Annotated in this window: 21 protein-coding genes and 1 tRNA gene; 21 read left to right on the top strand and 1 reads right to left on the bottom strand. The window is 49.1% G+C overall.

Features of this window, described 5'->3' with window-relative positions; all coding sequences use genetic code 11:
- The first annotated feature begins 499 nt into the window (after nt 1-499).
- The 21 genes from ezrA (at nt 500) to NtB2_RS03455 (ending at nt 21,001) form a co-directional block, all read left to right on the top strand.
- Nucleotides 500-2,227, top strand: coding sequence for a septation ring formation regulator EzrA (ezrA, locus tag NtB2_RS03555; protein ID WP_109245571.1), 1,728 nt, complete (start codon nt 500-502; stop codon nt 2,225-2,227).
- Between the two features lie 509 nt (nt 2,228-2,736).
- Complete coding sequence (locus NtB2_RS03550) at nt 2,737-3,360, top strand: Nmad2 family putative nucleotide modification protein (RefSeq protein WP_165814951.1); 624 nt, start codon at nt 2,737-2,739, stop codon at nt 3,358-3,360.
- A 207-nt stretch (nt 3,361-3,567) separates the two neighbouring features.
- Complete coding sequence (locus tag NtB2_RS08690) at nt 3,568-4,221, top strand: hypothetical protein (protein WP_201797348.1); 654 nt, start codon at nt 3,568-3,570, stop codon at nt 4,219-4,221.
- A 158-nt stretch (nt 4,222-4,379) separates the two neighbouring features.
- The gene (locus NtB2_RS03540) at nt 4,380-4,730 is read left to right on the top strand and encodes a ribonuclease G (RefSeq protein WP_109245570.1); all 351 of its coding nucleotides are present in this window, start codon (nt 4,380-4,382) and stop codon (nt 4,728-4,730) included.
- Between the two features lie 101 nt (nt 4,731-4,831).
- A tRNA-Leu gene (locus NtB2_RS03535) sits at nt 4,832-4,914 on the top strand.
- A 163-nt stretch (nt 4,915-5,077) separates the two neighbouring features.
- On the top strand, nt 5,078-5,968 hold the full coding sequence (locus NtB2_RS03530; protein WP_263970106.1) for an NAD(P)-dependent oxidoreductase: 891 nt from the start codon (nt 5,078-5,080) through the stop codon (nt 5,966-5,968).
- A 98-nt stretch (nt 5,969-6,066) separates the two neighbouring features.
- A complete protein-coding gene (locus NtB2_RS03525) occupies nt 6,067-6,420 on the top strand; it encodes a YlbF family regulator (RefSeq protein ID WP_109245568.1) in 354 nt (117 codons plus the stop codon).
- Nucleotides 6,421-6,427: 7 nt separating this feature from the next.
- Nucleotides 6,428-8,923 (top strand): DNA mismatch repair protein MutS, encoded by a 2,496-nt coding sequence (gene mutS / locus NtB2_RS03520; RefSeq protein WP_109245567.1) that lies wholly within the window; start codon nt 6,428-6,430, stop codon nt 8,921-8,923.
- A gap of 13 nt (nt 8,924-8,936) precedes the next feature.
- The gene (locus NtB2_RS03515) at nt 8,937-9,545 is read left to right on the top strand and encodes a hypothetical protein (protein ID WP_109245566.1); all 609 of its coding nucleotides are present in this window, start codon (nt 8,937-8,939) and stop codon (nt 9,543-9,545) included.
- Between the two features lie 276 nt (nt 9,546-9,821).
- On the top strand, nt 9,822-11,663 hold the full coding sequence (gene mutL / locus NtB2_RS03510) for a DNA mismatch repair endonuclease MutL (RefSeq protein ID WP_109245565.1): 1,842 nt from the start codon (nt 9,822-9,824) through the stop codon (nt 11,661-11,663).
- Between the two features lie 15 nt (nt 11,664-11,678).
- A complete protein-coding gene (locus NtB2_RS03505; protein ID WP_109245564.1) occupies nt 11,679-12,626 on the top strand; it encodes a glycosyltransferase family 2 protein in 948 nt (315 codons plus the stop codon).
- Nucleotides 12,627-12,635: 9 nt separating this feature from the next.
- Nucleotides 12,636-13,208, top strand: coding sequence for a Holliday junction branch migration protein RuvA (ruvA, locus tag NtB2_RS03500; RefSeq protein ID WP_109245563.1), 573 nt, complete (start codon nt 12,636-12,638; stop codon nt 13,206-13,208).
- 8 nt (nt 13,209-13,216) lie between these two features.
- A complete protein-coding gene (gene yqeH, locus NtB2_RS03495) occupies nt 13,217-14,317 on the top strand; it encodes a ribosome biogenesis GTPase YqeH (protein ID WP_165814950.1) in 1,101 nt (366 codons plus the stop codon).
- A 255-nt stretch (nt 14,318-14,572) separates the two neighbouring features.
- Nucleotides 14,573-15,814 (top strand): GTPase HflX, encoded by a 1,242-nt coding sequence (gene hflX, locus NtB2_RS03490; protein ID WP_109245562.1) that lies wholly within the window; start codon nt 14,573-14,575, stop codon nt 15,812-15,814.
- A gap of 9 nt (nt 15,815-15,823) precedes the next feature.
- The gene (gene yhbY / locus NtB2_RS03485; RefSeq protein WP_109245561.1) at nt 15,824-16,138 is read left to right on the top strand and encodes a ribosome assembly RNA-binding protein YhbY; all 315 of its coding nucleotides are present in this window, start codon (nt 15,824-15,826) and stop codon (nt 16,136-16,138) included.
- Nucleotides 16,139-16,370: 232 nt separating this feature from the next.
- Nucleotides 16,371-16,967, top strand: a complete 597-nt coding sequence (locus NtB2_RS03480; RefSeq protein ID WP_109245560.1) for a nicotinate-nucleotide adenylyltransferase — start codon at nt 16,371-16,373, stop codon at nt 16,965-16,967.
- Nucleotides 16,960-17,556: a bis(5'-nucleosyl)-tetraphosphatase (symmetrical) YqeK gene (gene yqeK, locus NtB2_RS03475; RefSeq protein WP_109245559.1), complete on the top strand. Its 597-nt coding sequence runs from the start codon at nt 16,960-16,962 to the stop codon at nt 17,554-17,556. The genes NtB2_RS03480 and yqeK overlap by 8 nt, the downstream gene beginning before the upstream one ends.
- Before the next feature lie 403 nt (nt 17,557-17,959).
- Nucleotides 17,960-18,319 (top strand): ribosome silencing factor, encoded by a 360-nt coding sequence (gene rsfS / locus NtB2_RS03470; RefSeq protein ID WP_109245558.1) that lies wholly within the window; start codon nt 17,960-17,962, stop codon nt 18,317-18,319.
- 12 nt (nt 18,320-18,331) lie between these two features.
- On the top strand, nt 18,332-19,057 hold the full coding sequence (locus NtB2_RS03465; protein ID WP_305775305.1) for a class I SAM-dependent DNA methyltransferase: 726 nt from the start codon (nt 18,332-18,334) through the stop codon (nt 19,055-19,057).
- Between the two features lie 50 nt (nt 19,058-19,107).
- Entirely contained in the window at nt 19,108-20,202 is a 1,095-nt protein-coding gene (locus NtB2_RS03460) for a nucleotidyltransferase (protein ID WP_109245556.1), read from the top strand.
- 82 nt (nt 20,203-20,284) lie between these two features.
- Nucleotides 20,285-21,001 (top strand): YebC/PmpR family DNA-binding transcriptional regulator, encoded by a 717-nt coding sequence (locus tag NtB2_RS03455; RefSeq protein ID WP_109245555.1) that lies wholly within the window; start codon nt 20,285-20,287, stop codon nt 20,999-21,001.
- A gap of 167 nt (nt 21,002-21,168) precedes the next feature.
- Here the strand turns inward: NtB2_RS03455 and NtB2_RS08885 are convergent, their stop codons facing one another.
- Complete coding sequence (locus tag NtB2_RS08885) at nt 21,169-21,225, bottom strand: hypothetical protein (RefSeq protein ID WP_439956806.1); 57 nt, start codon at nt 21,223-21,225, stop codon at nt 21,169-21,171.
- Nucleotides 21,226-21,339: the final 114 nt, after the last annotated feature.

Genomic DNA, 21,339 nt, shown 5'->3' with positions numbered 1-21,339 from the left:
GTTTTTTTTATTTTGTGTTGGGAAGTCGCTACACTCCAGGAAAAGGCCAGTGAATAGTGGGGCCGCAAGCAAAGCTTTGCTTTCATTGCTAAACGTCGAGCCCTTCGGTCTCGCCGTTTGCCTTGTTCACTATTCACTGGCCTTTTCCTTCCGTTCCGCTAGTTACTCATTAGCAAGATGCCATCTCCAAAAAGGAAATGATGAGACAGCAAGTACAGTGGAGGTCCAGAAAAGCCGGTGGCATGCCGTGAAACAAGGCAAGTCTGGAGACCGCAGGGCTCCAGACTTAGCAATGGAATCCGAAGGATTCGCTTGCGGCCTCACGGCAAGCCACCGGCTTTTCTGGACCGAAACGAATTAAGCACCCCCACTCATTTCCCAGCCCAAAAAAGTTTCCCTTTTTTTCGATGAAATATGATATAATTATGCTTGAGGTTTTATCGTCTAAAAAAACCTATTCAAAATCAGAAATTATTAAAATAAAAATAGTGGAGCCCACATGTCAAGCACGATTATCATTGTCCTAGTAGTTCTTGTAGTTATTATCCTTGCCTTTTATATCTTCGCCATGGTCATGCGTAAAAAAACAGAAGACCGCATCCTCGACCTCGAAGAACGCAAGGAATCCCTTTTTGACCTGCCCGTCCAAGAAGAGATGGACGCCGTCAAGAAGATGCACCTGGTCGGCCAGTCCCAGACCATGTTCCGTGAATGGAATCAAAAATGGATTGACCTCTCGTCAAATTCATTTGCTGACCTGGAAGAACACATCTTTGAGGCAGAACAACTCAACGACTCCTTCCACTTCTTCAAGGCCCGTGAGTCTGTCAATGACTCTGAAGCCCAAATTGAAATTATGGAAGACGAAGTCAAGGCCATCCGTGAAGGCGTGGCTGAGCTCACTGAGCAAGAGCGCCGGAACTCAGCTAAAATCGACAACTCTCTTGACCTCTACGAAGAGCTCAAGGCTGAAGTCAGTGACAATTCAAAAGTCTACGGCTTCACGATTGACGAAATCCAGAAGCAACTGGCCAATATCGAGCTTGAGTTTTCTCAATTTGTAACCTTGAACTCTACCGGTGACCCGATCGAAGCAGCAGAAGTGCTTGATGCTGCCGAAGATCACACACTGGCCCTGCGTGCCGTGACTGAGCGGATTCCAGATTACATTACCCTGGTCGAAAAAGACTATCCTCAACAAATCGCTGACGTCAAGGAAGCCAAGGAAAAATTTGAGGATGAAAATTATGTCTTGCCAGAAAGCGTCAATCTGGACGCTGAGCTCAAGGACATTGAGCAACTCATGAGCCTGTCTAAGGCCTCTATCTCTAGCTTTGAGCTGGAAGACGCTGAAGCTAAGCTTGACAGTGTTTCAGTAAAAATTGACAATATCTATAGCACTTTTGAAAAAGAATACGCTTCTCGTCGGAGCGTAGAAAAACGTGCCAAGGTCCTGGATGACTACATCGAACATGCCAAGACCAACAATAAAAACCTCCTGCTTGAGATTGACCATATCATGCAGGCCTACATCCTCTCTGGCAATGAAAAAGGCTTTGTCCGTGGCTATCAAGAACATCTTGAAACCCTGGAAGAAGATGCTGCTGAAGTCCAAAAAGCTATCGAAGAAAAGGCTGAACCAGATTCACAACTGGCTAAACGTGTCAACGCGATTGTCCTTGCCCTTGAAGAAATGGAAAAGAACCAGCTTGAAATCAGTAATAAGCTGGTCAACCTCAAGGATGAAGAGCAGGCGGCTCAATCGATCGCTGACAAGTTCGAAAATGAACTCCACATCATCAAACGCTATGTTGAAAAGCAGAATCTGCCAGGCCTTCCAAAGGACTATCTGGAGCTCTTCTTTAACACCAGCGACCGGGTGCAAAACCTCTTCAAGGAACTGGATAAAATCCGTATCAATATCGATACAGTCAACCACCTCGTCGACGTGTCAACTGAAGCCATGCACACCCTCAAGGATGCGACAGATGAGCTTATCAGCCATGCTGTCCTCGCTGAGCAACTCATGCAATACGCCAACCGCTATAAGGCCAGCAACGACAAGGTTGCCCACGGGATTGGCCGTGCCATGCAACTCTTTGATGGCCACAACTACAACGGAGCCTTCGACGAAATCTCTCGTGCCCTGGAAACAGCAGAAGCAGGAGCCGCAGAACGGATTTCAGGTGTTTATTATAACAACCAGCCGAAGCCTGATTATCGATAAGGAGCTTGCCTGTGGGTGAGCTTTTTTGCTAGGCTTTTGAGGAAGGAATGCGACCAAGGTGAGCAATCCTGACCAAAAGCCTGCAAAAAAGGTGGTGGATGGGGAAAGCAGAGCTTTCTTCTGTTGTCTGTCGTATTGGAGATGGGGCCGTTGCGTTCCAGAAATTCCGCAAAACACTGTGGGCCACAAGCAGCCTGCTTCGCAGTCTCATTGTTAAATGGCGAGCCCTTCGGTCTCGCCATTTGCCTTTTCACAGTGTTTTGCGGAATTTCTTCCACTCCACTTGTGTCGACCTGTATCAGGTTCTGATTAGATAAAAATGATAAAATAGCGTATAATTTGTAATATAAAACAAAATAAACTACTTGAGGAGAAAAATAATGGGAAATTGGTATGTTGTTGATAACTTCGGGAATGTGATTGCAGGACCATTTATGGATAAACAATCCGCTGAAATGATGGCAAATAATCCAAACTGGACTGTTGTTTATAAGGATTAGATAGTAAAAATGGATAGGAAAATAGTTATTTACTGCTATCGGATGACGCACGACTATGGAATTAATCCTTGTGCATTTACGGAGAAGCATGAACCTACACCAGATTTACTGACAGAAGGTGGGTGTATGTCAAGAATTCGTAAAGGGATTTACAGAGAATGGAGAGAGAAAATTCGGGAAGAAACTGCCGATGTTTACCTCATGGCAATCGCTGGTCATTCAAGAGATAACGGAAGAACCAGAAATAAACGTGGAGCCTTTATCAGTCCAAAGTATCAGCATTTAATTTTTGTGGCGAAAATATCTGATGTCATCTCAAGAACAGATTATTTAACTGGTCCTTTGTCACTTGGCCGGCAAGATGCGCTGGCATATAAAAAATGGTGGCCAAATCATGGAATAGATGATAGTGAATATGTTTTGGTTTCAAAAAAATTTTCTTATTTTGGAAAAAATCCGAAAGAAATATCTGATGAAGTTTTAGAATTTTTTCCTAAAGGGATTGGGCATAGAAAATGGGAAGTGAGCAGAGCTAATAAAGATTTATTGGCACCTTTAATAAGTACAATCAAAGTAAATTTATCTGAAATTAATCATATAGAGGAAGCTTATCATCCTCAGAAGCTAAAGTGAATAAACTTACTGACAGAATTTCTGTCAGTAAGTTTTTTTATGCGAAATTACTGATGAAATGACAAGCAACTTATATTACAATTTTAGACAAGTAGGAGTGTGAAAATACCCGGATTGGATAGGAATTCGCCCTATTTTGGTGTCTAGTTTTGATTTAATGTCAATTAAAAGGTATAATGAATTTAACAAAGTTGGAGGAAATAAAAAATGGGAAAAATTGTATCAATTAGCATGGGTAAAGTGCAAGTTGGACTTGACGATGGGAGCTTGCAAGAATTCGGCTTTGAAGCTTTCGATTATTCGCCACAAGTTGGTGACGAAGTTACAATCTTCAGAAATAATGAAAAAACAGTCATTACAAAGAACAAAAGAGTCGCTGAGGGAACAAGTGTAGGAAGTGTAGGTAATAAATTGGGAAAAATTGTATCAATTAGCATGGGTAAAGTGCAAGTTGGACTTGACGATGGGAGCTTGCAAGAATTCGGCTTTGAAGCTTTCAATTATTCGCCACAAGTTGGTGACGAAGTTACAATCTTCAGAAATAATGAAAAAACAGTCATTACAAAGAACAAAAGAGTCGCTGAGGGAACAAGTGTAGGTAATGAATACAGAAAGACTTTCTATCTCATCGCATTCATTTTAAACTGGGTATCACTCGGAGTTTGGGCACTAGTTACTTCTGGATTTGGTTTAATCATGGCTGCATGGGTTATTCCATTGAATCTCAATATTTGGAAAATTTATAAAGGTCAAGACAACTACAAGCATACGACACTTTCTGTCTGCACACTTATTTTTATTAATGTGATTTCAGGAATTCTTATGCTTGTAGCTGGTGGTGAGGATATGCCTGAGGACTAATAACTCATTCAAAGTGACAGGCAAAAAGAATTGAGTCAGAATTCTGCCTGTTTTAGTGCTATAATAAATTGCAAATTGCAAGTGCAAGTTAGCCACTAGATAGATTCATTTTACAATTTACCGTGCTATAAAAAATGTATTATACAAGGAGAAAAACGATGGAAAACAACGACAGAATGAGCTGGCGGACCAAATGGAACTGGGGAGCCTTTATTTCTTGGATGTTCTTTGCGATTGGGAATCGCTCTTGGATGGCCTTCCTTAACCTGATTCCAATTTTTAACATCTTCTGGATTTTCTGGACGGCTGCGCACGCAGAGAAGTGGGCTTTGGAAAATACGGCTAATGACTACCGGGACGAAGAAGAGTTCCGCAAAATCATGGATACTTATAACCGGGCTGGCTTTGTCCTCTTCTTCATTGTCCTGGCGATTTTGGTCATCTACATTATCCTCTTCTTCACAGTCATTATCGGCCTTATCAACCAATACCCAACGACGACTTATTAAAATGGGTCAGCCGATTTTCTGAGGCTGGCCTCTTTTTTATCTTTCATGATAAATCCTTGCGATTATTGGATAAAACTGGTAAAATATTAAAGTAATGCATTGGGGAAGTGGCGGAATGGCAGACGCGCTAGCTTCAGGTGCTAGTATTCGCAAGGATGTGAGGGTTCAAATCCCTTCTTCCCCACTAATTTTGGCCTTTCGGCCTTTTTTTGTTCCCTTCGGGGGTGGGGATGTTTCTAGTAGTGAAATGCTCGGTGGTAAGGCCTTCGGCCCCGCTTTGACGGGGGCTTCGCCTATGCGGTGGCTGAGATTTGTGGTAAAATGAAGCTATTAACAGAAAGAAGGATATCGAGATGACAAAGATTGGATTTATCGGCACAGGTGTGATGGGTGCTACGATTGCGGGGCATTTGATGGAGGCTGGCAACGAGCTTTTTGTCTACAACCGGACCAAGGCGAAGACTGATGAGTTGGTCGAGGCTGGGGCGGTCTATGCGGCGACACCTCAGGAGGTAGCTGAGCAGGCAGAGCTCATCTTTTCTATGGTCGGCTATCCTAAGGATGTCGAAGAAATTTATTTTGGAGAGAATGGTGTTTTTGAGGCTGAGCTCAAGGGCAAGGTCTTGGTCGACATGACGACCTCTGAGCCAGGCCTGGCCATCAGGATTGCTGAAAAGGCTAAGGCGGTCGGGGCTGAAAGTCTAGACGCTCCGGTCTCTGGTGGCGACATCGGGGCGAAGAATGCGACTCTGACGATCATGGTCGGAGGCGATGAATCGGCTTATGAGAAAGTCCTGCCCTTCTTTGAGCTGGTCGGCAAGACCATTATGCTACAAGGACCTGCAGGTGCAGGTCAGCACACTAAGATGGCCAATCAAATCGGGATTGCTGGCACCATGACCGCCATGGTCGAGCTCATGGTCTATGCCGACAAGGCTGGCCTTGACATGGACAAGGTCCTGACGACGCTTGGCGGTGGCGGGGCTTCGACCTGGAGCCTGAGCAACTATGCCCCAAGAATCCTCGCTGAGGACTTCACACCGGGCTTCTTTGTCAAGCACTTCATCAAAGACCTGGGGATTGCCCTCAGTGAAGCAGAAAAGATGGGCCTGGAACTCCCTGCAACAGCTGGGGCCAAGGCGCTCTATGATCAGCTGGCCAACAAGGGATTTGAAAATGACGGGACCCAGGCCTTGATTAAGCTTTTCTGGGAAGATGGGAAACGTCCGCAAAATTAGGAAAGTAAGAAGCAGATGCCCTGCTCTTTTTCTTTTGGCAGAGAGCAGAAAGGCTGGAAATATGCTATAATAGAAGCAATACATAAAGAGGAAAAAGCATGCAGACGGCGACCCAGGAAAAATTAGAAGAGCTCAAGGCCATGCTCTTGGAGCTGGATTATGTCTCAGATTTTAAGCAGGCGGAAAGTCGCCTAAAGGTTGAGCCTGGAGTCTTTGAGGCCCAACAACAAATGAAGGAGCTTCAAAAAGAGGCAGTCCTCTTTCAAAAGATTGGCAAGCCAGAAGCTTATAGGCAGAGCATGCGTGAGGCAGGCCGGCTTGAAAAAATCCTCAAAAATCATCTGCTCGTCCAGGACTATGCCCAGAAGATGGCCCCGGTCAATAGCTTGCTTGAGCACCTCACAGGCGAAATCGAACGACAGGTCAATCAAAAAGTCAAGGAAGGGTCTTAAAAAGGATATGGCGGATAAGGTTTCTCCAGGAATGCAACAATATTTAGATATCAAGGCCAACTACCCTGATGCTTTTTTGCTTTTTAGGATGGGCGATTTTTATGAGCTCTTCTATGAGGATGCGGTTAACGCCGCTCAAATCTTAGAGCTGACCCTGACCAGCCGTAATAAAAACGCCGAACAGCCGATTCCCATGGCAGGTGTCCCCTATCACGCCGTATCAGGCCCTATCGAGACACTGGTTAACATGGGCTACAAGGTCGCGATTGCTGACCAGATTGAAGACCCTAAAGAGGCCGTCGGCATCGTCAAGCGGGCCGTGACCCAGGTCATCACGCCAGGGACAGCGGTCGATATTACAGCGACCGTGGACAATAACTTCCTGGTCGCCATTGACAAATCAGGCTCTGACTGGGGTCTGGCCTATATGGACCTCTCGACAGGAGAGTTTAAGGTCACGACCATCAGCGAGCTGGCAAGTCTCTTGAGCGAGATTTCAGGTCTGCGGGCCAAGGAGATTGTCGTTGGTTACGAGCTCTTGCCCAATGAAAGGCAGATTCTAGAGCGACAGATGCAACTCCTGATTTCTGAAGTCCAGGAATTGCCAGAAGTCGTCGACACGCTAGAAGAGCAGGTTGCTAGCAAACTCAAGGCCTATGTCAAGCAGACCCAGCTAAGAGACCTCAGCCATATCCAAGAGCCTGAGCATTATGAAATCAAAGACTACCTGCAGATGGACTTTGCCAGCAAGAGCTCGCTGGAGCTGACGGCTAACAGCCGTGAAGGCAAGAAAGCCGGCAGTCTCTATGGCCTGATGGATAAGACCAAGACGGCCATGGGGACCCGGATGCTGAAGGCATGGATTGAACGGCCTCTGATTAAGCGGACGGCCATCGAAGGCCGGCTGGATGCGGTCACGGCCATGCTCGGCAGTTTTATGGAGCGGGCCGATTTGATTGAGGCCTTGAAAGGCGTCTATGACCTGGAGCGCCTGGCCAGCCGGGTTTCCTTTGGCAAGGCCCTGCCGGTGGACTTGATTCAGCTTTCCCGTTCTCTGGGGAATCTGCCGGCCATTCGTGAGCTGTTGACTGCGATTGATCCTGAGATTTTTGCTAGAAATACTCAAGCCCTAGACGACCTACCAGAGCTGAGAAAGCTGATTGATTCAGCGATTTCAGAAGAGGGCGGACGGACGATTTCTGAGGGTGGTATTATCAAAGATGGCTTTAATGACCAGTTGGATAAATACCGCGAAGCCTCTAGCAAAGGAACCAATTGGATTGCTGAGCTCGAAGTCGAAGAGCGGGCAAGGACCGGGATTTCCAATCTCCGGATTGATTTTAACCGCAAAGACGGCTATTATTTCCATGTCACAGCCTCAAATCTCACTCAGGTGCCAGAGCACTTCTTTAGGAAGGCGACCCTGAAAAACTCTGAGCGCTTTGGATCAGAACGCCTTTCTGAAATCGAAGAAATCATGTTGGAGGCCAGAGAAGAGTCCAGTAAGCTAGAATACCAACTCTTCCTTGCTGTCAGGAAAGAGACCGAAGGCTATATCAGCCGCCTGCAAGCCCTGGCCAAGACTGTCGCTGAAGTCGACTGCCTGCAGAGTTTAGCGAGCCTGGCTGAATCTGCCGGCTATGTCCGACCCCAATTTACGACAGAGCAGGCGGTCGCCATTGAAGAAGGCCGTCACCCTGTAGTTGAGAGCGTGCTTGGCCTCCAAGACTATGTGCCCAATACGATTGAACTGCCTGAAGGCAGTGATATCCAGCTGATTACCGGGCCCAATATGTCCGGGAAATCCACCTATATGAGGCAGTTTGCTTTGCTTGTCATCATGGCACAGATGGGCTCTTATCTTCCGGCTGAGTCGGCGGTCCTGCCTGTCTTTGATGCCATCTTTACCCGGATTGGGGCCAGTGATAATCTGGTCTCAGGCGAGTCGACCTTCATGGTCGAGATGAGCGAGGCCAATCGGGCCATCCAACATGCTTCATCTAAAAGCCTAATCATCTTTGATGAACTCGGCCGGGGGACAGCCACTTATGACGGCATGGCCCTGGCTCAGGCGATTATCGAATATATTCATGATAAGATTGGGGCGAAGACCCTCTTTGCCACCCACTATCATGAGCTGACAGCCCTCAATGAAAGCCTTGAACATCTCAGCAATGTCCATGTGGCAACCCTGGAAAAAGACGGTGAAGTGACCTTCCTGCATAAGATCACGGAAGGGCCAGCTGACAAGTCCTACGGGATTCATGTCGGTAAAATCGCCGGGCTCCCAGACAGTCTACTCGAGCGGGCTGACCTGATTCTCCAAGAGCTGGAGGGCCAGGAGCCTGTCAGTAGAGCGACCGAAGCTGACCAGCAACTCAGCCTCTTTAACCTGGGCAATAATGAAAGTGAACTTATCAAAAAATTAAAGGCCATGGATGTCAATAACATGACGGCCCGTGAAGCCATGAACAGCCTCTGGGATCTTAAAGATCTCGTCTAAGAAGGAGAAATTTATGACCGAAGAAAATAAGGCAGTCGAAGAACAGCCCCTGGATGATAAGAAAGTGGAAATGGATGAGAAGGTCGAAGCCGGGACTGAAGAAACAGTCGCTGAACCAGTGCTTGAGGATGAAAAAGTCGAAACACCTCTCCCTATCGTCGTCGCTGAAAAAGAAGTTGAGCCTGAAGTAACTATGCCAGCCAGTCAGCAGGCTACCACTGCCAAGATGGACGAAGAGCAACAAGCCGCCTTCAAGACGAAGTGGAACTGGGGAGCCTTCAGCCTCTCGCTATTCTTCGCCGTCGGCAATAAGTCCTACCTGGGCCTCCTCGTCCTTCTTGGCTTTGTGCCCTTTATCGGCCAGATTTTCGCTTTAGTATGGGCCATCATCTACGGCCTCAACGCTGAAAAGTGGACCCTGGAAAACATGGACAACCACTACCGAGACGAAGAAGAATTCCGCAAGGTCATGGACAGCTGGAACATAGCAGGCCTCATCGCCTTCATTGTTTTAGCTGTTATCGCTGTCCTCAGCCTCATCTTACTTGTCGCTGTCTTTGCCAGCTTCTTGCATGGCCTCAACAACTTACAAGATTTCAACAACAACTACTACGGCAACTAATAAATAGCCACGCATCGGAGAAATCCCGTCAAAGCGGGGCCGAAGGCCGTAAACTAAGGGGATTTTCTAGTAGTGGGATTATGAGAAAGCTCCGCTTTCCCATAATCCGCGGAGCGGAAATCCGCAAGTAGTGTTGCTTTGCCATGCGACGGCTCCCGCAGGGAGACTAAGCAGGGCTTAGCAACACTCGAAGCTAGTTCCGCGAGCACCCACTACTAGAAACATCCCCAACCCGAAGGGACAAGCCGCCTGCAAGGCACATGAAAGGAGGAAAAAATGGGCAATATCATTGAATTAGACGAACAACTGGCCAACCAAATCAACGCCGGAGAAGTCGTCGTTCGCCCCGCCAACGCTGTCAAAGAGCTGGTCGAAAATGCGATTGATGCTGGTGCCAGCCGGATTGAAGTGGCCATTGAAGAGGCCGGTCTCAAAAAGATCGAAGTCGTCGACAATGGCTCAGGAATCCTGGGTGAAGATGTGCCTCTGGCCATCCGCCCTCATGCGACCAGTAAAATTAAGGCCATCGGCGACCTCCAACGGCTCCGAAGCCTTGGTTTTCGTGGCGAGGCCCTCCCTTCGATTGCATCAATCTCACGGATGACCATCGAGACCAGCACGGCGGATGAAAGTGCTGGAAGCAGGCTGGTGGCCATGGGTCCAGACATCCTGACCCATGAGCCTGGAGCCAAACGACGGGGGACCAAAATCATCGTCGAAGAGCTCTTCTACAATACACCTGCCCGCCTCAAGTTCATCAAGAGCCTCCAGGCCGAGGTCAGCCAGATTCTCAACATCATGAACCGCCTGGCCCTGGCCCATCCTGAGATTGCCTTTGTCCTGACTAATGAAGGGCGTGAACAGCTCCGGACTGCCGGCAACGGGGACATGAGACAGGTCATTGCTGCAGTCTACGGCATGCGGGTGGCCAAGAAAATCCGCAAGATACAGGGCGAAGACCTGGACCACAGCATCACTGGCTTTGTCAGCCTGCCCGAGCTGACCTGGTCCAACCGCAATCGCATCAGCCTCTTTATCAATGGTCGCTACATCTGGAATTTAGACCTGAACCGGGCCATTATCGAAGGCTACGGGAGCAAGCTCATGGTCGGTCGCTTCCCGCTGGCTGTGATTTCTATCAGCATGGATCCCCACCTGGTCGGTGTCAACGTCCATCCGACCAAGCAAGAGGTTGAGCTTTCTAAAAAGGAAGAGCTGAAAAACCTCATCAGACAGGCGATTCGAGAGACACTGGCCGACGAGGTCCTGATTCCCGATGCACTGGAAAATCTTAACGGCCAGCTCAAAGAGAAGCCGACGGCGGCTCCTGAGCCCGCCCGTCCAGCTTGGACGGCAGAGCCGGTCGCCGAGACGATCAGCCAGGTCGAAGAAAGACCGTCCCAGCCCCTCCTTTCTCCCCAAAAAGAGGAAGTTATCTTCCAGGAACTCTTTGATGCTGGGCCTCAGTTTCTCGATGAAACAGAAGAAAAGGCCCAGTTCCCAGCCCTTCAATTTCTCGGTCAGCTCCACGCAACCTACCTCCTCTGCCAGGCTGAGGACGGCCTCTACATCGTCGACCAGCATGCCGCCCAGGAACGCTTCAAGTACGAATACTGGCGGGATAAGATTGGCGAGGTCCAGATGGAACAACAGAGCCTCTTGATGCCCTATATCTTTGACTTTCCCAAAGACGAATTCATCCAGATTTTAGAGCAAAAAGAAGGCTTAGAAGTCGCCGGTGTCTTCCTTGAAGAATACGGCGACCAGCAGTTTATCCTGCGAGAGCATCCGACCTGGATGCCAGAAGCTCGTATCGAAGAAGTGGTCAAGGAAATGATCGACCGCCTGCTGGCCTCAAGAGAGATCTCTGTGAAGGCCCTCAGAGAAGACCTGGCCATCATGATTGCCTGCAAGAGCTCAATCAAGGCCCATGATGTCTTGGACGCCGACTCCTGCAAGCGGGTCCTGACTGACTTGGCTAGCTGTAAGAATCCATATAACTGCCCGCATGGCCGGCCGACCATGGTGCATTTTACCGGGACAGACCTGGAAAAAATGTTCCGCCGGATCATGCAGAGCCATCTTTCAAAGGCCAGCAGTTGGAAATTATCAGATTAAAATAAAGGAATAAAAATGACTAGACTTTATATGGTTGTACCCTGCTACAACGAAGAACTTGTCCTCGATGAAACCTCGCAGCGACTTAAGGAAAAATATGAAAGCCTGATGGCTAGCGGCAAAATTTCTACCGATAGCCGGGTCGTATATGTCAACGACGGCTCTCGTGACAAGACCTGGGAGAAAATCCAGGAGAAGCACGCTGAAGACAAAATCTTTTCAGGCGTCAACCTTTCACGAAATCGGGGCCACCAAAATGCCCTCCTGGCGGGACTGATGACTGTTAAAGATCTGGCCGACTGCGTGATTTCGATGGATGCAGACCTCCAGGATGACATCAATGCCATTGATGAAATGCTTGAGCAGTACGAGGCTGGCTTTGACGTCGTCTACGGTGTCCGTGATAACCGGGATACCGACACGGCCTTCAAGCGGGGGACGGCCGGCATGTTTTACGGTCTGATGAAGAAGCTTGGCAGTGAGTCAGTCGACAACCACGCAGACTTCCGCCTGATGAGCCAGCGGGCCCTTGATGGCTTGGCTGAATTTCGTGAGGTCAACCTCTTCCTGCGGGGCATGGTGCCACTGGTCGGCTACAAATCAAGCACCGTCTACTACAAGCGGGGCGAGCGTTTTGCCGGCGAGTCAAAATATCCGCTGAAAAAGATGCTGAGCTTTGCTATTGATGGGATTACCTCCATGTCAGCAACGCCCCTCCGTCTGATTTTCTGGGCTGGATTTATTTTGTTTATACTCGCAGTGATCTTCGGTGTTATCATTGTCATCCAGCACTTTGTAGAAAACACGGCCTGGGGCTGGTCGTCCATCATGGCGGCCATCGTCGGCTTTGGTGGCGTCCAGCTCTTGGCTTTAGGGATCATTGGCGAATACATCGGCAAGATTTTCCTTGAAGTCAAGGCCCGTCCAAGGTTTATTGTCCAAGAATTTATCAACGAGAAATAAGAGAAAAAGATGTACGAATATCTATCTGGGACGATTGTCTCTGTGACCCCGACCTATATTGTGCTTGATGTGGCTGGCATCGGCTACCTGCTCAATGTCGCCAATCCTTATAGTTTCAAGCTTAATGAAGGGCATAAAATCTTTGTCCACCAGGTCATCCGTGAAGATGCCCACAGCCTTTACGGCTTTGTGGATGCTGAAGAAAAAGGCCTCTTTCTCCGCCTGATTTCTGTGACTGGGATTGGGCCAAAGTCGGCACTGGCCATCATTGCAGCTAGTGACAATGCAGGACTGGTCACTGCCATTGACAATAATGACATCAAGTACCTGACCAAGTTCCCAGGCGTCGGCAAGAAGACCGCCATGCAGATGGTCCTGGACCTGGCTGGCAAGCTCAACCCCACAGTCAATGCCAGTGGCCCTGCTAATACTGCCAATGCTGAATTGACCGAAGCCATGGAGGCCCTCGGAGCCCTGGGCTACAAGGCAACTGAGCTCAAGAAAGTAGAAAAGAAACTCGAAAAAGAAGAAGGCTTATCTGCTGAAGACTATATCAAGCAGGCCCTCAAACTCATGATTTAAGGAGGCTTATGGAAGAAGAAATCCGCTGTATCGGCTGTGGAGCCCGTATCCAGGCAGAAGACAAGGAAGCCCTGGGCTTTCTCCCGGCTTCGGCCCTGAAAAAACGCCTGGAAAACGACGAAGACATCTACTGTCAGCGTTGTTTCCGCCTTCGCCATTATAATGAAATTGTGCCGACAAGTCTCACAGACGACGACTTCCTGAGACTCCTCAATGAGATTGGCCAGGAAGACGCCCTGATCGTCAATGTCGTCGACATTTTTGACTTTAACGGCTCGATTATCCCCGGCCTCCACCGGCTCACCGGAGGCAATGATGTTTTGCTTGTTGCCAATAAAAAAGATGTCCTGCCTCATTCACTGAAGGCCGGGAAGCTCAAGGCCTGGCTCAAGGGAGAGGCTTCAGAACACGGCTTGAAGCCAGTCGACATTCTCGTGACCTCAGCTAAAAACAAAGACGACGTCAGCGAGCTCATGGAGGCCATCGAGCACTACCGCCATGGCCGAGATGTCTATGTGGTGGGCGTGACCAATGTCGGCAAGTCCACGCTAATCAACGCCATCATCAAAAATGTGACAGGCTCACAGGACGTCATCACGACCAGCCGTTTCCCAGGGACGACCCTCGATAAGATTGAAATCCCGCTTGATGATGACAGCCAGCTGATCGACACGCCGGGGATTATCCATCGTGGCCAGATGGCTCACTATCTGGATAAGAAGGACCTGGACCTGGTTTCTCCTAAAAAGGAAATCAAGCCCCGGACCTTCCAGCTCAATCCTGAGCAGACTCTCTTTTTGGGAGGCCTCGCCCGATTTGACTTTATTTCAGGCGAAAAGCAGGGCATGACCGCCTTCTTTGAAAACGGCTTGAGCATCCACCGGACCAAGCTGGCCGGTGCTGATGACTTTTACGAAAAGCATGCCGGTGAGCTCTTGCAGCCTGTCGTCGAAGGCAGAAAGCTCCTGCGGAAGGAATTTTCGATTAAGGAGAAGTCTGATATTGTTTACTCCGGCCTTGGTTGGGTCCGGGTGAGCGGGCCTGCAGTCGTTGCTGCCTGGTTGCCTGAAGGGGTGGACCTTGTGGTGCGGAAGGCTTTGATTGGCTAGGATATGAAAAAAGCTCTTTGTGAAGGGCTTTTTGTTTAGAAAGAAAAGCTAGCGGAAGAAAAAGGCTGATGACTAGTGAGAAAAGGCAAAATTGAAGACTTTAGGCTTCAATTTTAACAATGGAAGCCGTAGGCTTCGCTTGTGGCCTCACTAGTCATCAGCCTTTTTCTGGAGCGACCAAATGCAGTAGGATTTCCCCTAATTTTCATAAAAAATTGTGCTATAATTAATCTAGCAAAGGCGGTAATAAAGGGATTGATCGATAATCAAGAAAAACAAGAGCGGGTCCTTCTGGCCGGTGTCGAACTCCAGACTTCTGACAGCTTTGAAAGCGAGATGCTAGAGCTGGCTGAGCTGACCAAGACGGCTGGTGGCCTGGTCATTGATGAATTTCATCAGAAGCGGGAGCGACCGGATGCCAGGACCATGATTGGCTCAGGCAAGCTTGAGCAGATGAGCTGGGCGATTGAGGTCGGCGAGATTGACACGGTTATTTTCAACGACCGCTTGACGCCCCGGCAGAATCTAAATTTAGAGCAGATTCTAGGGGTCAAGGTCATCGACCGGATGCAGTTAATTCTTGACATCTTTGCCATGCGGGCTAGGAGCCACGAAGGCATGCTCCAGGTCGAGCAGGCCCAACTGAACTACCTCCTGCCTCGCCTCGTCGGCCAGGGCATCCAGCTCAGCCGGCAGGCCGGCGGGATTGGCTCCAAAGGGCCTGGTGAAACTCAGCTTGAGATGGACCGCCGTCACATCCGCAAGCGGATTGATGACATTGACAAAGCCCTGAAAAAGGTCGAGCAGACCCGGGAAACCATGCGACAGAAGCGGGCAAAGTCCGGCATTTTCAAGATTGGCCTGATTGGCTATACCAATGCTGGCAAGTCCTCTATCATGAACGCACTGGTTGGTGAAAGCAAGAGCCAGTACGAGCAGGACGAGCTCTTTGCTACGCTGGATGCAACGACCAAGCTGGTCCGCCTTCATGAAGACTTTACGGTCTCGCTGACCGACACGGTCGGCTTCATCCAGAAGCTACCGACCGAGCTGATTAAGGCCTTCAAATCGACCCTGGAGGAATCAGCCAATGTTGACCTGCTTATCCACGTGGTCGATGCCAGCAATCCCTATCACGAGCTCCACGAGAGCACGGTCCAGGCCATCATGGATGAGCTGGACCTGAGGAGCATTCCTGTCCTGAATGTCTACAACAAGATGGACCTGGTCAAGGGCGACTTTATCCCGACCCTGAGCCCTGCCCTCCAGCTTTCTATCAAGGAGGCTAGTGGTCTCCAGTGGCTCAAGTCAGGGATTTTAGAAAGGCTCCACGAGCTTTTTCAAAGCTTTGAAATTGATCTGCCTTATAGCAAGGCCTATCAGTTGCCAGAGCTCAGGAAACAGGCCCTGGTCAGCGAGGTCATTGAGCTGGACACACATTATAAAATAAAGGGCTTGATTGCCCCAGAACAGAGCTGGCTCTTAGACCAGTATTAAAGGAAAACTATGGAACTCAACGGAAAACAAAAACGCTACCTGCGAAGCCTCGCAGTCAATATCAAGCCCATCGTCCAAATCGGGAAATCAGGCCTGTCAAATGAAATCTTGACGAGCATCCGCTCAGCTTGTGATGCCCGTGAGCTTATCAAGGTCAATATCCTACAAAACTCAGATGAGACAGCGACCGAAGTCGCTGAAAGCATCGAGGAGATGGGGCTTGACGTGGTCCAAATCATCGGGCGAAATCTGGTGGTCTTTAAGGTCGCCGACAAGAAGGAAAATCGGAAGATTTCTGTGGATGTGAAGAATTTGGTGAAGTAGGGCCTTCTATTGAAGGACGTTGCGTTACAGCCCTTTTGCTTTAACACAGTGAGGTCGGAAGCGAAGCCTTCGGCTTCCATTCCTAAATGGTGAGCCCTGCGGTCTCTCCATTTCCCTTTTGTCACTGTATTAAAGCAAAAGAGCTGTAACTCCACTTGCGTCCCACCAAGTGGTTCTAAACACCACAAGCGATGAAGTAAGAAAAAAACCTGACTAAAAAGTGAGGAAAACCATGCCTTTAGAACTTCTAACTCCCTTTACAAAAGTTGAACTCGAAGAGGAAAATGTCGAGCACAAGCGTGCCATCGGGCTTTTTTGGGGGAACTTTAATCCGGTCCACATTGCCCATCTGACGATTGCTGACCAGGTCCGCCAGCAGCTTCATCTGGAGAAGGTGGTTTTTATGCCTGAGCACAATACGGAAGGCCATGTCTGCCGGATGTTGGAGCTGGCTTGTGAGGGAAAGGAGGGCCTTGAGGTCGACAGCAGTCGCTGTCAGCTTCAGACATCGTCGATCTACGAGACGGTCGTCAAGCTACAGCAGGCTCATCCTGAGGTTGACTTTTACTTTATTGTGGGGGGCGACATGATTGCCGGCCTTGAGCGTTGGGAGCATATCGACGAATTCTTAGAGCTGGTCCACTTGGTCGGCGTTCGCAGGCCCCGTTATCGGTCAGGGACCTCCTATCCGATTGTCTGGGTCGATGTGCCCTTGATGGATGTGTCGGGCAGTCTGATTCGGGAGCAATTTCATCGGGGGATTAAGCCAAATTTCCTACTGGCTCCAAAGGTCCTCGCCTATATCTTGAAGGAAGGGCTCTATGTCTGATTGGTCAGCTTGGATTAAGCTTAGCAGAGAAGAAATTTTAGAAAAAATGCAGGGCATGATGAAGGCCAGTCGCTTTGAGCACTGTCTGAGTGTCGAGCAAAAGGCCAGGGAGCTGGCCGTTCGCTTTGGATATCCAGAGCCTGAGAAGGCTGCTCTGGCTGGGCTCCTGCATGATTATGCTAAAGAACTTTCCAACGAGGAATTTCTTGGTCTGATTGACAAATACCAACTCGACCCAGATTTGAAAAACTGGAACAGCTCCATCTGGCACGGCCTGGTCGGCGTCTATAAAATCCAGGAAGACCTGGGCCTGACCGACTCTGAAATCATCCGGGCCATCGAGATTCACACCGTCGGAGCTCCAGAAATGAGCATGCTCGACAAGCTGATTTACGTCGCCGACTACGTCGAAGACAGCCGGCGTTTTCCAGGAGTCGTCGAGGCCAGAAGAATCGCTGAGGCCGACCTCAATGAGGCTGTAGCCTTCGAGACCCAACGCCTGATTGCCTACCTATCTGAAGGCCGGCAGAGGATTTATCCCCAGTCGATGGCGACTTATAACAGTTTTATAGCTTATCTGCAGGGATAGGGGTTCCGTTCCGGAAAGCAGGCCAAAAGCATTGTGGGGGCACGCAAGCGAACGACTCCGTCGTTCCATTGCTAGATTTGAAGCCCTGCGGTCTTCAAATCTGCCTTTTGCCACAATGTTTTGGCCTGCTTTCCGGAACTCCACCTGCTGAACAGCTGGACAGTAAAAAGAAATTTTTATTATTTGTTAGAAAACAGTGGAGCTACAGGAGAGGCTGGATTTGCCCTGAAAAAGGCAGAATTGGAGACCAAAGGGCTCCAGTTCTAGGAATGGAAGCCGTTAGGCTTCGCTTCCGGCCCAGGGCAACATCCAGCCTCTCCTGTAGCGGAACGGCATCCCCAGCCCCACCCCCCAATTATGTTATAATAAAAAAAGCACATATAGAAATAGAAATGAGAAAGATTTGAATCCTAAAGAATTATTAGAAGTGGTCGTGAGGGCCGCTGATGCCAAGCAAGCCCGTGATATTGTTGCCCTTGATGTGGCGACTGTCTCTGGTGTGGCTGATTATTTTGTGGTCATGGAAGCCATGAACAGCCGTCAGATTGATGCCATCATTGGTGCAGTAGACGATGCTGCAGCAGAACACGGCCTCCTGGTTGGCGGAAAAATCGAGGGTAACGCCCAATCCGGCTGGGTCCTTATCGATCTCGGTGACGTGATTGTCAACGTCTTTGATGCTGACTCCCGTCTTCGCTTTAACCTGGAAAAACTTTGGAGCGATGCTGAAGTCGTCGACCTGACAGACTGGGTGGATGAATAAGGCATGAGCGAGCTGGAAAAAAACTACGCCCTCTTTGCCCAAGTCTATGATGCCATCATGGACGATAGTCTCTATGAAAAATGGTATGACTTCTCCGTCCGCCATTTTTCGCCTTATACCCACAAGATTTTAGAGCTGGCCTGCGGGACTGGGATTCTGACGGAAAAATTTGTCAGCGAGCATTATGAACTGACCGGCCTCGACCTCTCGCCTGAGATGCTGGAGCTGGCCAAAACTCGGGTCAGCAATGCCGATTTTGAGCTAGGTGACATGCGAAAGCTCGATTTTAAGGCTGACTTCGATGCCGTGACCTGCTTTTCAGACTCCCTCTGCTATCTGGCTGATGAAGATGAGCTCAAGGCGACTTTTGCCGGTGTCTACCGGGGCCTGCGTGAGGGCGGGACTTTTATCTTTGATGTCCACTCGACCTACCAGACCGACGAGGTCTTCCCTGGCCACGCCTATCATGACAATGCCGAAGACTTCGCCTTTGTCTGGGATACCTACGCTGGCGAAGTCCCTCACTCAGTAGCCCACGAGCTGACCTTCTTTGTCAAAGAAGAAGACGGCCGTTTCATGCGAAAGGACGAGCTTCATGAGGAGAGGACTTATCCGATTGAGGTCTATCGGAGTTTGCTTGAGGAAGTCGGTTTTAAGGACGTACAGGTCTTTGCCGACTTTGAGGATGAGGCTCCTGGGCCTGAGAGTCTGCGTTGGTTTTTTGTGGCGAAAGGTTAATTTTATGAAAAAGCAGGCAGAGGCTGCCGGCTTTTTGTTATACTTGAATTATGCAAAAAACAAGAGGAATCATCGCCGAGTTCAACCCCTTCCACCTTGGCCACAAGCGGCTGCTGGATGCAGGGAGTGACTGCACACAGCTCGTCGTCATGAGTGGCAACTGGATGCAGCGGGGGGAACCGGCCTTTATTGACAAGTGGTTGCGGGCTGAGATGGCCCTCAAAAACGGGGCAGACCTGGTGGTCGAGCTTCCTTTCTTGGCAAGCGTCCAGGGGGCGGACTTCTTTGCAAAGGGGGCCGTGGACATCCTGAGCCGACTGGGGATTGATGAGTTGGCCTTCGGGACAGAATCTGACACAGACTATCAGCAGATTGCTGTGCTTTATGCTGAGAAAGCCGATGAGATGCAGGCTTATATCGAGGCTCTGCCCAGCCATATCTCTTATCCTGTCCGGGCCCAGCAGGCCTGGGAGCATTTTGCCGCTGTCCAGTTTGATGGCAATACACCCAACCATATCCTAGGCCTGGCCTATGCTAAGGCGGTCGCAGGCCGGGGCATTCAGCTAAAGACCATCCAGCGGAATACAGCCTACAATGACAGTGAGCTGGGCGAGACTTTTGCCTCAGCGACGGCGATTCGTCAGCATTTAGAGACGGCAGAGTCCTTTGTGCCTGCCAATATCTGGCCGATTTTACAGGAGGCTCCAAAAATCAGCTGGTCTGACTTTTGGCCACTTTTGAAATACAAAATCATCGCCACAGATATTCGCCGGATTTATCAGGTCAATGATGAGCTGGCTAGCCGGATAAAAAAGGCGGTCAAGACGGCGGACAGCCTTGACGCCCTCATTGAGCAGGTCTATACGAAACGCTATACCAAGGGCCACATCCGTCGGCTGATGGCTTATATCCTCAACGATGTCGACAAGAAAGCCGTCCTGCCAGAAGCCATAAGGGTTCTCGGCTTCAATGAAAAAGGCCGGCAAATTTTAGCCCGGGCCAGAAAGTCTGATATCGAGCTCTGTAGCCGGATTGGCCAGTTCCCTTGGGATGCGGTCACACAGCGGGCTGACGAGATTTACCGATTGGGGAATCCAGCTATTACTGAGCAAAACTACGGCCGTAAGCCCTTGATACTAGGCTGACATCCATAAAGTCCTGAAAGTTCAGGCCTTTTTTGCTATAATAGAAGAAGATTATCACAAACAAAGAAAGAGGAATTCATTTATGGGACGTAAATGGGCCAATATTGTTGCCAAGAAAACTGCTAAAGACGGGGCTACTTCAAAAGTTTATGCTAAATTTGGTGTAGAAATCTACGCTGCAGCCAAGCAGGGCGAGCCAGACCCAGAGTCTAACTCCGCTCTGAAATTCGTCATCGAACGTGCCAAGCAGGCCCAGGTGCCTAAGCATGTCATCGACAAGGCCATCGACAAGGCTAAAGGCGGTGGTGAAGAGACCTTTACACAAGGCCGCTACGAAGGCTTTGGTCCCAACGGTTCAATGATTGTCTGCGAAACCCTGACTTCAAACGTCAACCGGACTATCGCTGACATCCGTACAATTTTCCACAAAAATGGCGGAAACATCGGTGCCGCAGGCTCAGTCAGCTATATGTTTGACAATACGGGCGTGATCGTCTTTGCTGGTACAGACACAGATGACATCTTTGAATACCTGATTGACCAAGACATCGATGTCCGTGACGTCATGGAAGAAGAAGGAAACATCGTGGTCTACACTGAGCCAACTGACCTCCACAAGGCCATCTCAGCCCTCCGTGAAAAAGGCATCAGCGAGTTTTCAACGACTGAGCTCGAGCTCATCCCACAATCTGAAGTGACCTTGTCTGAAGAAGATGTTGAAATCTTTGAAGGCTTGGTTGACGCCTTGGAAGACAATGATGATGTCCAGAAGGTTTACCATAACGTGGAGAATCTTTAAGCAGGTCTAAAAAGAAATCAATAAAAATTGATAAGCTCCTTTGATTCTGATAAAATAAAGGTATGAAAAAAAGCACCTGCTCGAAACAGGTGCTCCTGTAGCCGTCTAAAGAACGGTAGCTTGAATGGGTTAAAAAATAACCGCCGACTCGCTAAAGTTTAGGGCGGTTATTTTTTATCGTTTTTATTGGTAACCAGGACCATCAGCGTTGCAAAAGCAATCATTAAGGTCAAGGCTTCAAAAATCGACAAAGTTTTCGCCTTTCTATCGGGAGGCGGCCCCGTGAATTAGCTCCATAGGCAATACCTCCTGACTGATAGATTAGGCTACCGTCCTTC

The organism is Lactococcus termiticola (genome assembly GCF_003116835.1).
GTDB classification, from domain to species: domain Bacteria; phylum Bacillota; class Bacilli; order Lactobacillales; family Streptococcaceae; genus Lactococcus; species Lactococcus termiticola.
This window is presented reverse-complemented; position numbering and strand designations above follow the sequence as displayed.

Bases quoted from the DNA above. Each gene is read 5' to 3' on its own strand.
- ezrA (WP_109245571.1), top strand. From the start codon at position 500: ATGTCAAGCACGATTATCATTGTCCTAGTAGTTCTTGTAGTTATTATC.
- NtB2_RS03550 (WP_165814951.1), top strand. From the start codon at position 2,737: ATGGATAGGAAAATAGTTATTTACTGCTATCGGATGACGCACGACTAT.
- NtB2_RS08690 (WP_201797348.1), top strand. From the start codon at position 3,568: ATGGGAAAAATTGTATCAATTAGCATGGGTAAAGTGCAAGTTGGACTT.
- NtB2_RS03540 (WP_109245570.1), top strand. From the start codon at position 4,380: ATGGAAAACAACGACAGAATGAGCTGGCGGACCAAATGGAACTGGGGA.
- NtB2_RS03525 (WP_109245568.1), top strand. From the start codon at position 6,067: ATGCAGACGGCGACCCAGGAAAAATTAGAAGAGCTCAAGGCCATGCTC.
- mutS (WP_109245567.1), top strand. From the start codon at position 6,428: ATGGCGGATAAGGTTTCTCCAGGAATGCAACAATATTTAGATATCAAG.
- NtB2_RS03515 (WP_109245566.1), top strand. From the start codon at position 8,937: ATGACCGAAGAAAATAAGGCAGTCGAAGAACAGCCCCTGGATGATAAG.
- mutL (WP_109245565.1), top strand. From the start codon at position 9,822: ATGGGCAATATCATTGAATTAGACGAACAACTGGCCAACCAAATCAAC.
- NtB2_RS03505 (WP_109245564.1), top strand. From the start codon at position 11,679: ATGACTAGACTTTATATGGTTGTACCCTGCTACAACGAAGAACTTGTC.
- ruvA (WP_109245563.1), top strand. From the start codon at position 12,636: ATGTACGAATATCTATCTGGGACGATTGTCTCTGTGACCCCGACCTAT.
- yqeH (WP_165814950.1), top strand. From the start codon at position 13,217: ATGGAAGAAGAAATCCGCTGTATCGGCTGTGGAGCCCGTATCCAGGCA.
- yhbY (WP_109245561.1), top strand. From the start codon at position 15,824: ATGGAACTCAACGGAAAACAAAAACGCTACCTGCGAAGCCTCGCAGTC.
- NtB2_RS03480 (WP_109245560.1), top strand. From the start codon at position 16,371: ATGCCTTTAGAACTTCTAACTCCCTTTACAAAAGTTGAACTCGAAGAG.
- yqeK (WP_109245559.1), top strand. From the start codon at position 16,960: ATGTCTGATTGGTCAGCTTGGATTAAGCTTAGCAGAGAAGAAATTTTA.
- NtB2_RS03460 (WP_109245556.1), top strand. From the start codon at position 19,108: ATGCAAAAAACAAGAGGAATCATCGCCGAGTTCAACCCCTTCCACCTT.
- NtB2_RS03455 (WP_109245555.1), top strand. From the start codon at position 20,285: ATGGGACGTAAATGGGCCAATATTGTTGCCAAGAAAACTGCTAAAGAC.